The organism is Pseudomonas sp. 2822-17 (assembly GCF_002742485.1).
Classification (GTDB): domain Bacteria; phylum Pseudomonadota; class Gammaproteobacteria; order Pseudomonadales; family Pseudomonadaceae; genus Aquipseudomonas; species Aquipseudomonas cyclaminis.
The window spans coordinates 48,496-61,817 of record NZ_LJRZ01000371.1; the positions used below are offsets into that span (position 1 = coordinate 48,496).

Annotated in this window: 11 protein-coding genes and 1 pseudogene; all 12 read left to right on the top strand. The window is 60.8% G+C overall.

Annotated features, from left to right (window positions below):
- Positions 1-2: 2 nt before the first annotated feature.
- On the top strand, positions 3-248 hold the full coding sequence (locus AOA60_RS10250; RefSeq protein ID WP_099584327.1) for a DUF2789 domain-containing protein: 246 nt from the start codon (positions 3-5) through the stop codon (positions 246-248).
- Between the two features lie 90 nt (positions 249-338).
- Positions 339-1,666: pseudogene (locus AOA60_RS10255) on the top strand (Fic family protein).
- A gap of 74 nt (positions 1,667-1,740) precedes the next feature.
- Positions 1,741-2,394, top strand: coding sequence for a hypothetical protein (locus AOA60_RS10260; protein WP_099584328.1), 654 nt, complete (start codon positions 1,741-1,743; stop codon positions 2,392-2,394).
- Entirely contained in the window at positions 2,391-2,807 is a 417-nt protein-coding gene (locus tag AOA60_RS10265) for a hypothetical protein (protein ID WP_099584329.1), read from the top strand. Before AOA60_RS10260 ends, AOA60_RS10265 begins: the two co-directional genes overlap by 4 nt.
- 351 nt (positions 2,808-3,158) lie before the next feature.
- Positions 3,159-3,569 (top strand): MarR family winged helix-turn-helix transcriptional regulator, encoded by a 411-nt coding sequence (locus AOA60_RS10270; protein ID WP_099584330.1) that lies wholly within the window; start codon positions 3,159-3,161, stop codon positions 3,567-3,569.
- Complete coding sequence (locus tag AOA60_RS10275; RefSeq protein ID WP_099584331.1) at positions 3,566-5,644, top strand: FUSC family protein; 2,079 nt, start codon at positions 3,566-3,568, stop codon at positions 5,642-5,644. Before AOA60_RS10270 ends, AOA60_RS10275 begins: the two co-directional genes overlap by 4 nt.
- Positions 5,641-5,850: a DUF1656 domain-containing protein gene (locus AOA60_RS10280; RefSeq protein WP_003187469.1), complete on the top strand. Its 210-nt coding sequence runs from the start codon at positions 5,641-5,643 to the stop codon at positions 5,848-5,850. The genes AOA60_RS10275 and AOA60_RS10280 overlap by 4 nt, the downstream gene beginning before the upstream one ends.
- Positions 5,847-6,737, top strand: a complete 891-nt coding sequence (locus AOA60_RS10285; RefSeq protein ID WP_099584332.1) for an efflux RND transporter periplasmic adaptor subunit — start codon at positions 5,847-5,849, stop codon at positions 6,735-6,737. The genes AOA60_RS10280 and AOA60_RS10285 overlap by 4 nt, the downstream gene beginning before the upstream one ends.
- Positions 6,734-8,176, top strand: a complete 1,443-nt coding sequence (locus tag AOA60_RS10290; RefSeq protein WP_099584333.1) for an efflux transporter outer membrane subunit — start codon at positions 6,734-6,736, stop codon at positions 8,174-8,176. Before AOA60_RS10285 ends, AOA60_RS10290 begins: the two co-directional genes overlap by 4 nt.
- 81 nt (positions 8,177-8,257) lie before the next feature.
- Positions 8,258-8,890 (top strand): NADH:ubiquinone oxidoreductase subunit N, encoded by a 633-nt coding sequence (locus AOA60_RS10295; RefSeq protein ID WP_099584334.1) that lies wholly within the window; start codon positions 8,258-8,260, stop codon positions 8,888-8,890.
- 146 nt (positions 8,891-9,036) lie between these two features.
- A complete protein-coding gene (locus tag AOA60_RS10300; RefSeq protein WP_099584335.1) occupies positions 9,037-10,533 on the top strand; it encodes a YdgA family protein in 1,497 nt (498 codons plus the stop codon).
- Positions 10,534-10,831: 298 nt separating this feature from the next.
- A complete protein-coding gene (gene pgaA / locus AOA60_RS10305; protein WP_099584336.1) occupies positions 10,832-13,312 on the top strand; it encodes a poly-beta-1,6 N-acetyl-D-glucosamine export porin PgaA in 2,481 nt (826 codons plus the stop codon).
- The last annotated feature ends 10 nt before the right edge of the window (positions 13,313-13,322 follow it).

A 13,322-nucleotide genomic window follows, 5' to 3' on the forward strand; every position in this document is an offset into this window, starting at 1 on the left:
CCATGGAATCGCCAGTGCATAGCTTGCCGTCATTGTTCAAACAGTTGGGTTTGCCGGATGACCCGAAGAGCATTGATCAATTCTTGGCCAGTCATTCACCGCTCAAACCGGATCTGAAATTGGCGGATGCGTTTTTCTGGACCGACAGCCAGAGCGCTTTGTTGCGTGAGGAAATTTTGGATGACGCGGATTGGGCGGTGGTGGTGGATGAGTTGAATCTGATGTTGCGGAATGGGCGAGGTGTGTAAAAAACCTAGCAAAAGGTTGATCACTTGAAAAAAAACGAGGCTGGTTGAAAAAATCTAAGCTTTAATCGCGTCAGTGAATTTTTTCTGAGTCTGTGCGATGACTTTGATGGATATGCCCATCTCCATCAGTCCCTCGGGTTGAAAGCCATTGCGCCTGCCCGTGCTGCCATGATCAAGCCCGTCACACGCATCTCGATGATTGGTGATTGCCTGGCCGTTCCTCACGCCGTCGCCCTCGCTGTTGACTCGGTGCTTGAGCACATTCTTTTCGCTCTCAAGCATGAAGGCATCAACCTCGGCATTCTGGCCCAGGCCCTTGAAGTCGTTAGCGCTGACTCACTGCTACGTGAGCTGGAAAAAGCGCCCAACGGTCTTTTTATCCGAAAGGTTTGCTACCTATGGGAGGGCTTGACCCCGTCAACGCTTGGATTACAACAAACCGATCAACAGCCGGGTTTCTCCTCTGTTTGACCCGCAGTGTTACGTGACGGGGCCGTCTACGCGTAACTCCCGTTGGCGCATCGACTTCAATGGCTTGGGTTCTTTGGCTTATTGCGCGACCGTGGAGCGAACACCAGAGATAGAAGCGCTTCTGAGCTTCGATATCCTCGACCGCGCCAAATCCTTCATGGCCACCCTCCCACCCGAAATGATGGACCGTGCCATCCAGTGGGCCTACCTCCACGAAACCCGCGACTCGTTCGCCATCGAAAAAGAACAACCGAGCGAAGAAAAATCCCGCCGCTTCGTCCAACTGTTGCGCCAGGAGTTGATGGAAGAGCTGATGGCCTTCGCCAACCAACCGGTACGCGGCGTCGATCCGCTGGTAGCGGCGGCCGTTACCGCGTTCGGCTTTGTGTTCCTGCACCCGTTCATGGACGGCAACGGGCGCCTCTCGCGCTTCCTGATCCACCAAACGCTCTGCCACTACGGCGCACTGGAAAATGGCCTGCTGCTGCCGGTGTCCGTCGCGATGAAGCACGAAGAGCAGGCCTATCTGGAGGCGCTCAAAGGTTTTTCACGACCGACGCGCGAGTTCTGGGACGTCACCTGGCTGGACGGCGATCAAATGGCCTTCGACTTCATCGGCCACCCCTCGATCTACCGCTACTGGGACGCCACCTGCTGCGTCGAATTCACCCTGCAAATGGCCCGCCGCGCCCTGGAAGTGGAACTGCGCGAGGAAACCGAATTTCTCGAACGTTATGACCGGGTGATCAAGGCCGTGAATCAACGTTTTGACGTGCGCGGCAGTGATTTATCGGGGGTTGGTGATGATGTGCCTGGATAACGACGGCAAGGTTTCCAAGCACCGGCGCAAGCAGTTTCAGTACAGCGTGTCGGAGGAGGTGTTTGAGTTTATTGAGGAGGAGGTGGGGAGCGCTCTGCGTGAAATTGGGAAACTTCCTATCGACTAAAGGGAAGTGGACGATAGTGGCCGGTGTGTGGGAGTCGTTATTAACAGGCGCTAACTCCCTGCTCTGGACGCAACATGAAACGCCTGGTCCCACGCGAAGAAATTGAAAGTTATGAACTCACAAAGATCGAGAGCCCCTATTTTTCGGGAATAAAAGTGCGAGAGTTTTTTCGCGCCCCGTATGCGCTGCCCGGGTTGAGTAAATTGCTCAATGAGTGCGGTCTTTCTTCCGCTTGCTGCTCCGCTGAAAAAGACCAGCGGCGGGTTTTGGATAAACTAGGGGCCGGTGAGTGGTTGTTTGTGATGGACTATCCCTTTCTCCCCTTAAGTCGCGAATGTCGCGTCAAGTATGGACACCTAATGGGGCGCCGACTGTATGTTGGGCCTGGTAAATGGGAGAAAGTAAGCATCGATTACGATGGAATTCAAAATGCCGTGATCCTCGCCGCTAATCGGTTGGTTTCAGCAGGGGATGAGGGGAGGGTATTTCTCTCGGATGGAAAAGATCTCGCGAACACTACGAGAGTTATGACTCAACGGTGGGTAAGGCTTGATAGTCGAGATGATCAACTTACTCACCGATCAGTTGAGCGTCGATATGGAGAGCTGCGGCATATAAAACAACGTTATATGGAGGGAGATGACAACTGGCAGGTGGGTGGTAAGTCGTGGCATTGGCAGCCTGTAACACCGGACGTGTTCTACGAATACAAGGAGGCAGGAGAATGACGCGCAAGCATGTTTTTTGGTTTTGGGGAGCCATGGATGCCCTTTATCTGATTCGTTATGCGGTGGCCAGCGCAATACAGGCAAGGATTCCTTATTTAAGCGATCTTGAAAGTGCTTTATGGGTACTGCGTGATCATAGTGTTGTGCAGTTATACATGTTCGGCTTTGCCATGCTGCTGCAAGTTTCCATCGTGATTTCGTGCCTACTGTTCTTTCTTGGACGTAAACAGGTGAGGTGGGTTACTTACCTTCAAACACCCTTGCGATTGGCTTTTATTGTGCCTTCTGTTTCGCCTTTGCTGGTAGGGGCTCAGCTTGTCCCTAACTACAATTTGGTGTTAATGGCTGTGTTAGTGATTATTTCGGAGGCAATCAAAGTCTGGAGCGTATGGCGATGGTGCAAAAAACCCTGACCGGCCAAGAGACCTGAGAACCCATCAAGTCTGTGGCACAACCTCATCTGACATCCAAAACCGCCGCACTGGTCTCCCTGCCCTATGGCCTCGACATAATGGAAAATCCAGCAAGCCGACACCGATCCAAATGTGGGAGGGGGCTTGCCAGCGCATGCATCAATGACTGGCCCACCGCAATCGGGGGCAAGCCCCCTCTCACATGGGTTTTGCGCTGCTGCTACTGAAACGCTCCACCCATCGCTAAATTGTTTCAAAACTTGACGGAACAACCACCCTCCATCATATTGATAGTTAGCAAACTAACTGTATGCGAACTATCCAGTGCCTCAATCCCTCGAACAACTCCAGATGAACCTCAGCAGCAGCATGGTGGTGGGCGCCCGTAACTGGCGCAAAATCTGCCAGACCACGCTGGTGAGCTATGGCATCTCCGAAGCCTGCGCCGTGCCGCTCTTGATGATCGGTCGTTTGGGCGACGGTGTGCACCAGGTCAAAGTGGCCCAGGCGTCCGGGATGGAAAGCCCGTCCCTGGTGCGCCTGCTGGATCGCCTGTGCAATGACGGCTACGTGTGCCGTACCGAAGATGTCCACGACCGCCGCGCCAAGGCCTTGAGCCTCACCGAGCGTGGCCGTGAGTTGGTGCAAGCGGTTGAAGTGCAACTGGTGCGCCTGCGCCGCGAAGTGCTGGCGCAGATCGCACCCGCCGATATGGAAGCCGCGCTTCGTGTGCTGCGCGCCTTTGAGGCGGCGACGCTTTGAACGGGTTCTTTACCGGTTTTCCGCCCGCCCGCGACTGGTTCTACGGCGTGCGTACCTTCGCCGCGTCGATGATCGCGCTGTACATCGCCATGCTCATGCAAATGCCGCGTCCGTATTGGGCGATGGCCACGGTGTATATCGTCTCCAGCCCGTTTGTCGGCCCCACCAGCTCCAAGGCCCTGTACCGCGCCATTGGCACCTTGATGGGCGCGGCGGCGGCGGTGTTTTTCGTGCCGATGTTCGTGCAGTCACCCTACATTTTGGTAGTGGTGATCGCGCTGTGGACGGGCACTTTGCTGTTCCTCTCCATGCACCTGCGCACCGCCAACAACTATGCGCTAATGCTGGCCGGCTACACGCTGCCGCTGATCGCCCTGCCCGTGGTGGATAACCCGCTGGCGGTGTGGGATGTCGCCGAGGCGCGGACCGAAGAAATCTTCCTCGGCATTGCAGTCGCTGCCGTAGTGGGCGCGATGTTCTGGCCGCGCCGCCTGATGCCGGTATTCGATGGCTCGGTGGCCAAGTGGTTTGCCGATGCCCAGGTCTACAGCCAGCGCTTTCTGACGCGCAACGTGGCGCCGGAAGAGGTCAGCACCTTGCGCGGCGGCATGGTTGCCACCTTCAACACCCTTGAATTGATGATCGGCCAGTTGCCCCACGAAGGCGCGCGGCCGCAGACAGTGCGCAACACCAAGGAACTGCGTGGGCGCATGATCCATCTGCTGCCGGTGGTGGATGCCCTGGATGATGCCCTGTACGCCATCGAGCACCGTGCGCCGGAATTTCTAGACCGCATCAAGCCGATCCTGGAAGCCACCAGCCAATGGCTGGAAGGCACCCAAGAAAGCGCACCCATGGAAAGCTGGCGCGCCCTGCGTGATCAGGTCGACGCCCTGCAACCCCAAGGCGAAGCGCTGGATGATCGCCACACCTTGTTGTATTCCAACGCGCTGTACCGCCTGGGCGAATGGATCGACCTGTGGCAAGACTGCCGCAGCCTGCAGGCCGCGATCCAGTGCGAAAGCCAAGACACCTGGCGCGCCGTATACCGTCACTGGCGCCTGGGCCGGCTTACGCCATTCCTCGACCGTGGCCTGATGTTCTACTCGGCGTTTTCCACCGTCACCGCGATCATCGTCGCCTCGGTGCTGTGGATTCTGCTGGGCTGGACCGACGGCGGCAGCGCCGTGATCCTGGCCGCCGTGGCGTGCAGCTTCTTCGCGTCGATGGACGACCCGGCGCCGCAGATCTATCGATTCTTTTTCTGGACCGCCATGTCGGTGCTGTTCGCCAGCCTGTACCTGTTTCTGGTGCTGCCCAACCTGCACGATTTTCCGATGCTGGTGCTGGCGTTCGCCGTGCCGTTTATCTGCATCGGCACCCTAACCGTGCAGCCGCGATTCTACTTGGGCATGTTGCTGACGCTGGTGAACACCTCGTCGTTTATCAGTATCCAGGGCGCCTACGACGCGGACTTCCTCAACTTCGCCAACGTCAATCTGGCCGGGCCTGTGGGCCTGCTGTTTGCCTTTGTGTGGACGTTGGTCGCACGGCCTTTTGGCGCCGAATTCGCGGCCAAGCGCCTGACCCGTTTCAGCTGGCGTGACATCGTCGGCCTCACCGAACCCGCCACCCTGGCTGAACACCGGCACCTGGCCGTGCAAATGCTCGATCGCCTGATGCAGCACCTGCCGCGCCTGGCCCTTACCGGCCAGGACACCGGCATCGCCCTGCGCGATTTGCGCGTGGCGCTGAACCTGCTCGACCTGCTGGCCTATTCGCCGCGCATCCTCGGCGTGCCACGGGTGTTGCTCAACCAAGTGGTGGAAGGCGTCGGCGCTTACTTCAAAGCCTGCCTCAAGGCGGGTGAACGCTTGCCCGCGCCCAGCGGTCTGCTGATGACCCTGGACCGCACGCGCCGCGCCCTCAACGGGCAAGGCCTGCAGGACGAAGACGACACCCGCCTGCACCTGTTGCACGCCTTGGCCGGCCTGCGCCTGGCGCTGTTGCCCGGCGTCGAATTTATTGGTGGCACGGAGCTGGAAGCGCCGCTGCCGGATGGAGCGCCTTTATGATCGGTGATCTGGATATCAGCGGGGTGTTCCTGCCCACGCTGCTGGTGCTGATGGGCATTACGTACGTGTTGTTCCTGGTGGTGCACGGGCTGTTGACGCGCATGCACTTCTATCGCCTGGTCTGGCACCGGGCATTGTTCAATGTGGGGCTCTACGCGCTGTTGCTGGGCGCGGTGGACTCACTCAGTCGATACCTGATGACATGAAAAAACCTTTTTTGACCATCGGCCGTGTAGTCCTGACGCTGTTGATCGTGAGCTTCGCGGTCGTCGTTGTGTGGCGCATGGTCATGTACTACATGTTTGCGCCCTGGACCCGCGACGGCCACATTCGTGCCGACATCGTGCAGATCGCCCCGGACGTGTCCGGGCTGATCCAGCGCGTGGACGTGCGCGACAACCAGTTGGTGACCAAGGGCCAGGTACTGTTTGCCGTCGACCAGGACCGCTTCAAGCTGGCCCTGCGCCAGGCCCAGGCCGCCGTGGCCGACCGCCAGGAAACCCTGGCCCAGGCCAGCCGCGAGTACAAGCGTAACCGTGGCCTCGGCAACCTGGTGCCCAGCGAGCAACTGGAAGAAAGCCAGTCCCGCGTGGCCCGTGCCCAGTCGGCCCTGGCCGAAGCGCAAGTGACGGTGGATTCGGCCCAACTCAACCTGGATCGCTCGGTGATCCGCAGCCCGGTGGACGGCTACGTCAACGACCGCGCGCCGCGTACCCAGGAATTCGTCACCGCCGGCCACCCGGTGTTGTCGGTGGTGGACAGCAATTCCTTCCATATCGACGGCTATTTCGAAGAGACCAAGCTCGACGGCATCCACGTCGGCATGGCCGTGGACATCCGCGTGATCGGCGACAACGCCCGCCTGCGGGGCCATGTGCAGAGCATCGTCGCCGGTATCGAAGACCGTGACCGCAGCAGCGGCTCCAACCTGTTGCCCAACGTCAACCCGGCGTTCAGTTGGGTACGCCTGGCCCAGCGGATTCCGGTGCGCATCGCCTTTGACGACGTGCCGGCGGACTTCCGTATGATCGCCGGGCGCACGGCCACGGTGTCGATCATTGGCGACAAGCCCAATGACGGAGCCACGCCATGAAGCAGCTGTTGGCAACCGCCGCGCTGGGTTTGTTGCTGTCGGCCTGCCAAGTGGTAGGCCCGGACTACACGCTGCCGGACAAGGCCGCCGTCAACCGTGGCGACCTGCAAGGGCCAATCGCGGGCGAGGGCGCCAACGTGGTGTCGGCGCCGGTGCCGAGCGACTGGTGGAAGCTGTACAAAGACCCGCGCCTGGACGAACTGGTGCGCCAAGCGATGGCCTCCAACACCGACCTGCGCGTGGCCGCTGCCAACTTGCAGCGTGCGCGTTTCCAGACCCAACAGGCTGAATCTGCCGGCGGCTGGAGCCTCGGCGCCAAGGCCGAGGCGCAGCGCCTGCAGGAGTCCGGCGAAGCATTTTTGCTGGCCGACAAAGTGCCGGTGGGTAACATCGGCAGCGTCGGCATCACTACCTCGTATCAATTCGACCTGTTCGGCACCTTGCAACGCGGCATCGAAAGCGCCCAGGCCAGCGCCGATGCGGCCCAGGCCGCTGCCGATATCGCACGTATCACCCTGGTGGCCGATGTGGTGCGTTCCTACACCCAAGTGTGCGCGGCCAACGAAGAACTGGCGATTGCCAACGAGTCCCTGGACCTGCAAGCCCAAAGCACCAAACTGACCCAGCGCCTGCGCGACGCCGGCCGTGGCGATGAAACCCAGGTCACCCGTTCGCAAACCCAGTACAAATCCCTGCGCGCCGACATGCCGCGCTACGAAGCGGCGCGCCAGGCCGGGTTGTTCCGCCTGTCGATGCTGCTGGCCAAGCCGCTGGACCAACTGCCAGCGGGCACCGGCAGCTGCGCCGAGCTACCGCACATCGCCCAACTGCTGCCCGTGGGTGACGGCGCGGCGCTGCTCAAGCGCCGCCCCGACGTGCGCCAGGCGGAACGCCAACTGGCCGCCGCCACCGCTCGGATCGGCGTGGCCACTGGCGCCCTGTACCCGGACATCGCCATCGGCGCCACGGTGGGCACCGTCGGCCTGCTCGAAAACCTTGGCACGCCTGCGACCAACCGCTGGGGTTTTGGCCCGATGATCAGTTGGACCGTGCCGACCAACGGCGCCCGTGCCCGTGTCCACGAAGCCGAAGCCGCAACCCAGGGCGCCTTGGCGCATTTCGACGGAGTGGTACTCAACGCCATCCGCGAAACCCAGACCGGCCTGGCGCAATACACCGCGCAGTTGCAACGGCGCGACGCACTGGCCGAAGCGGGTGAGTCGGCCAAGGAAGCGGCGGGGCAGACCCACCGCTTCTTCCAGGCCGGCCGTGCGTCGTTCCTGGCGGACCTGCAAGCCACCCGCACCTACACCGACGTGCGGGCGCAGCTGGCGGCGGCCAACACCCAGGTTGCGATGAGTCAGATCGACCTGTTCCTGGCCTTGGGCGGCGGCTGGGAAAGCGGACGAACGCAACCTGCGCAAGCCAGCAAACCCTGAGCAGATAGCTATGCTTTGTCAGGTGGGGCGCCGTGATGCCCTGCCTGACACTGCTCGCGTTTGCTCATGGGGATTCCAATAATGAAAAACCCTTATGCTCCCGCTTTCTGGTGCGTGCTCTTCGCACTGGTGCTGTTATCGGCCGCGTATTTCTACGGCGTCATGCTCGCCCACCAGCTCGACAAGGCCATGGTCTTTCTCGACAGCGCCTGCCTGGTGATCGGTACCTTGTCCATCGGCGTGGTGGCCTGGGCTTCTTACCAGAATCAACGCATCAAGAAAAAACTCCTCGAACAAGGCAAGACCCGCGTGGCGATCTGGGACACCAAGGTTGCGCTGCGCCGGGTGGAAACGGTGTTCGACCGTTATTTCTGGGGCAGCTATTGGCAGCCGGGGCGCACGTTCCAGGAAGTCATGGGCGACCTCACCGGTACGCCGTTGGAAAAAAGCCTCGAAGTCCTGAAAAAACAGTGCGTGGCCCTCGATCATCAGGTCGCCGAAGGTAGGCATTGGCTCAATAATGCGCGGGAATTGTCTGATGTTGCGACACAGATGGCCCGCGAACGCTACCAACTGGACTTCTGCGACCCCAAGGCCGACACCCCCGGCAATGCGGTGATACACCGCGAGTTTGAGGTGCTGGTGTACACCTGGACGGCGCGCTTGAAGAGTTTCGATCACCAGTTGGATGAAATCGAGCTGGAGTATTCCTGAACTACTACTGAACTGATCCCTCTGAAAGGCTGGGCCGTTTACGGCCGCCAGTGCTAATCTTCCCCCGCTTTCGGCGGGCTTGAGCCAACCCTTACAGGGTTCAAGGAAGACAGCCCACTTCTCACAGGATTTGATCAGGTCACTTCATGAATAAGCCAGCAGTCGTTCTTTTGGGTTTTGTTGTCGCCGTTGGCGTCGTCAGTGCAGGCGGCGCCTGGTACACCGGTAAACAACTGGAGCCGGTGCTGCAAACCGCGATCCAGAACGCCAACAAGGAACTGCAGACCTCCATGGCCGGCGTCGATGGCACCGTGGCCCTGGAGCTGGTCTCCCTGGATCGTGGGGTGTTCAGCAGCACCGCCCATTACCGCTTGAAAGGCCAAGGCTCGGTCTTCGGCGAAGACAACCCGAACCCGGAACTGCTGTTTGTCGACCATATCGAACACGGCCCGCTGCCGTTCTCGCGCCTGGTGACGCTCAAGTGGCTGCCGGTCATGGCCACCAGTCACTACGCGCTGGAAAAGAACGCCACTACCGAGAAGTGGTTCGCCGCCGCCAAAGACGTGTCGCCGCTCAAAGGCGTGGCCAATATCGGCTACACCCGTTCGGTCAACGGCAACATCGAGTTGCTGCCGCTGGAGTTCAAGGACGACAAATCGTCGGTGAGCTTCTCTGGCGCCAACATGAACTTCGACGGCACCGCTGAGGGCCAGAAGGTCAAGGCCGATGGCTTTATGAACAGCCTCAAGGTCGCCGCCGTGGATGCCAATGGCGAAGCCTTCGAAGCCGAGCTGTCGGGCCTGACCATCGCCAGCAACCTGGAAAAATCCACCTTCGGTTTCTACACCGGGCAAAACACCGTTGAGCTGACCGACAGCAAGTTCACCTTCGGCCCGCAGAAAGCCGTGCTGACCGTCAAAGGCTTCGAGCAGAAAGATTCCAGCGAAACCAAGGACAACAACCTGGCCGGCCGTGTCGACTACAAGATCGACGAGATCGGCTACCAAGGCAAACCCGTGGGTTCGGCGGCGCTGGCTGTGAGCATGAAGAATGTCGACATCCCGGCCATGCTGGTGCTGACCAAGCTTTACCAGGACAAGATGCAGCCGGTACAAGCCGCTGCCGCCGCCAACCAGCCGGCACCTGAGCTGCAACTGACCGAAGCCGAGCAAGCCCTGGCCGAAGCCAACGTCAACCAGGTCCTGGCCGCCAAGCCGCAAGTGGCGGTAGAAAACCTGTCGCTGAAAACCACCCACGGCGAAAGCAAGTTCAGCCTGCTGGTCGACCTGGCCAAGCCGGTGTCCATGGAGCTGCCACCGGTTGAACTGGGCAAGCAGATGATTGCGCTGCTGGACGCCAACCTGACCCTGTCCAAGCCGATGATCGCTGACGTTTCCGCGCTGCAGGCGCAACTCGGCGGCGTGACCGACCCGAAAGCCATCGAGCAACAATCCCAGATGGCCGCCGAGATGGTCAGCGGCATGGCGGTGGGCACGCAGTTGGCGACCCTGGTCGGCAGCGACGTGGTGTCCAAGCTGCACTACGCCAACAATGAAGTGACGTTCAACGGCCAGAAGATGACTGTCGAGCAATTCATTGGTTTTGTGATGGCCAAAGTTGGTGCGGTGAGCGGCGCGCAGTAAATAATCTGCCCTGGCTCGCAAATAAATAATGGGGCAGCGGGCCTGCCCGCAACAGAGGTCAAACGGCTGGCGTTCATGCGTACCGAGCCCTTCTGTTGCAGGCAAGTCTGCTCCCGCATTCACATTTCAGATTTGCCCGCAATTCTGAACAATTGTTCTGAATTGGCCTTCTGCCAACTTTCCTAAGAGATAGTTCACACAGGAAAGCTAGGCCGGGTCATTAGACGCCGGCACCCTGCAGCGAATCGCGCAGGACCACCTATCGTTACAGCTTTCCGTGTGTAAGGAAGCTCACGATATGTTGCGAAACCTACCACTCAGTGCATCAGGCCGGTTGCGACTGCTCGTCGGGGCAGCTTTATGCAGCCAGCTATTGATGCCCGCTTTCGCCATGGCCGATCCGGCCTATGACGCGCTGATCATCCAGGCGCGCAACGGCAACTTCACACCCGCCCTTACCCAATTGCGTCAGCTGTCGGCCGAGCGCCAGACGCCAGGCCAGGTCAGCGATCATGTGGTGATCGCCGGTTGGGCCGGCCAGGATGCTGAAGTACTTAAGGTGTACGAGGCCGAGGGTAAACATCGCAACCTCAGCACCCAGGCGCTCGCCACCGTGGCGCGCACCTATCGCAATCAAAAGCAGTGGGCCCAGGCTGAGGCGGTCTATCGCCAGGCGCTGCTGCGTGAGCCAAATAACATCGACCTGCAACTGGGCCTCGCCCTGACCCAGGCCGACGGTGGCAAGACCACCGAAGCCGTGCAACGCACCCGTGCGTTGGTGGCCGCCAAGCCCGATGACCCCAACCGCCGCATGGCCCTGGGGTACGCGCTGACCCGCGCCGGCTTGAACTACGACGCGTTGTTTGAATTCGACCAGGCGTTTATCCGCGCCGGCGACAAACCCGACGTCGCCCGCGAATACATCGTTGCCCTGCAAAAGGCCCGCCTGCCGGAAGCCGCGTTGCGCCTGTCGGCCCAACGTCCCGGCCTGCTGGACCCGGTCACTCAACGGCGCCTGGAAGGCGACCTCGCCGCCGAGCGCGTGCGCATGGCCGAGTTCGCCACGCGCAGCGAAAAAGACCGCTACGTGATTGCCGACCGCGCCCTGGCGGATTACGACAAACTGCTCGCCCGCTGGACCCCGGACGCCACCGCCCATGACGACGTGGTGCGCTGGCGCATCGACCGCCTCGGCGCGCTCAAGGCGCGGGCGCGTACCGCCGAAGTGATCCGTGAGTACGAAATTCTTAAAGGCGAAGGCGTGCAATTGCCGACCTACGCCGTGCGCTGGGTGGCCGCGTCCTACCTCGACCAACGCCAGCCGGAAAAAGCCGAGCCGCTGTATCGCCAGGCCCTGAGCGCCACCGATGCCGAACCCGATGACCGGGTCGAAGACACCACTGCGTTGTTCTACGCCTTGCAGGAAAGCGACAAAGGCGAGGACGCCAACGAGGTTGCCAAGGGGCTCGCCAACAGCCAGAAACCCCGTGTCGAACTCAAGGGTCTGCCCGTCGGCAACCCCAACGACGCGTGGATGGACGCCCAGCAACTGTCGGCCCAGGCTGGCGTCTACGGCGGCGACCTGCCGGGCAGCGAAGCCGGTTTGGAAGCGCTGGTCGCCAAGGCTCCGGGCAACGTCGGCCTGCGTCTGGCCCAGGCCGACATGTACCGCGCCCGCGATCTGCCCCGGCGCGCCGAAGGCATCCTCAAGGAAACCGAAGCCCAGGCCCCGCGCGACATCGGCCTGGAAGTGAGCCAGGCGTACACCGCGATGGACCTGCAGGAGTGGCGCCAGCTCGACGTGCTTACCGACGACGTGGTTGCGCGCAACCCGGACAACCGCCAAGTGCAGCGCCTCAGCCGCCTGCGCGATGTGCATGACATGGCTGAGCTGCGCGTCGAGGCCTACACCGGTAAAAGCTTCGGCGGCGGTAACGACAGCGAGGCAGGGGCGGTTTCGGGGAGTCGTGACTGGGGCATCGAAAGCCGTCTCTACACGCCGCCCATCGACGAAGACTGGCGCCTGTTCGCGGGTGCCGGCTACGCCCGTGCAGATTTCGAAGAGGGCACCGGCCAGCATCGCTGGCAGGTGGTCGGTGTAGAGCGGCGCACCCGCGACATGACCATCGAAGCCGAGGTCTCCAACCATTCCTACGGCGATGGCTCCAAACAAGGCGCCGCGATTTCGATTGCCCGCGACATCAACGACCACTGGCAATACGGCGGCAGCCTCGGCTACCTGCTGAGCACCACGCCGTTGCGCGCGCTGAATGACGGCATCACGGCCAACGGCGGCAGCGGGTTTGTCCGCTGGCGCGCCAACGAAAGCCGCGAGTGGAAACTGACCCTCAGCCCGTCCCATTTCAGCGACGGCAACGACCGCTTCGAAGCCCTACTCAGCGGCCGCGAGGGCCTCTATAGCTCGCCGAGGGTGCAAGTCGACCTGGGCCTGGAAGTCGGCGCCAGTCGCAACAGCAAGGAAGACACGGTGTACTTCAATCCGAAGTCGGATTTCACCGTGCTGCCCGTCCTCACCATCAACCATGTGCTTTATCACCGCTACGAGACCCAGTGGAGTCAGCAGTTCCAGGTCGGTGCGGGTACGTATAGCCAGCGTGATTACTCCACCGGCGGCATGGCGTTGATCGGCTACGGCCAACGCTATCGCTGGAACGATGTACTGGACGTTGGCGCCAACCTGAGCCTGATCAGCCGACCTTACGACGGTGATCGCGAACGCGATCTGCGCCTGCTCGTCGACCTCACTTACCGTTTCTAAAAGAGCCTGA

Excerpts from the sequence above, each read along its gene's own strand:
- AOA60_RS10265 (WP_099584329.1), top strand. The coding sequence starts at position 2,391 with ATGACGCGCAAGCATGTTTTTTGGTTTTGGGGAGCCATGGATGCCCTT.
- AOA60_RS10280 (WP_003187469.1), top strand. The coding sequence starts at position 5,641 with ATGATCGGTGATCTGGATATCAGCGGGGTGTTCCTGCCCACGCTGCTG.
- pgaA (WP_099584336.1), top strand. The coding sequence starts at position 10,832 with ATGTTGCGAAACCTACCACTCAGTGCATCAGGCCGGTTGCGACTGCTC.
- AOA60_RS10260 (WP_099584328.1), top strand. The coding sequence starts at position 1,741 with ATGAAACGCCTGGTCCCACGCGAAGAAATTGAAAGTTATGAACTCACA.
- AOA60_RS10295 (WP_099584334.1), top strand. The coding sequence starts at position 8,258 with ATGAAAAACCCTTATGCTCCCGCTTTCTGGTGCGTGCTCTTCGCACTG.
- AOA60_RS10290 (WP_099584333.1), top strand. The coding sequence starts at position 6,734 with ATGAAGCAGCTGTTGGCAACCGCCGCGCTGGGTTTGTTGCTGTCGGCC.
- AOA60_RS10285 (WP_099584332.1), top strand. The coding sequence starts at position 5,847 with ATGAAAAAACCTTTTTTGACCATCGGCCGTGTAGTCCTGACGCTGTTG.
- AOA60_RS10300 (WP_099584335.1), top strand. The coding sequence starts at position 9,037 with ATGAATAAGCCAGCAGTCGTTCTTTTGGGTTTTGTTGTCGCCGTTGGC.
- AOA60_RS10270 (WP_099584330.1), top strand. The coding sequence starts at position 3,159 with ATGAACCTCAGCAGCAGCATGGTGGTGGGCGCCCGTAACTGGCGCAAA.
- AOA60_RS10250 (WP_099584327.1), top strand. The coding sequence starts at position 3 with ATGGAATCGCCAGTGCATAGCTTGCCGTCATTGTTCAAACAGTTGGGT.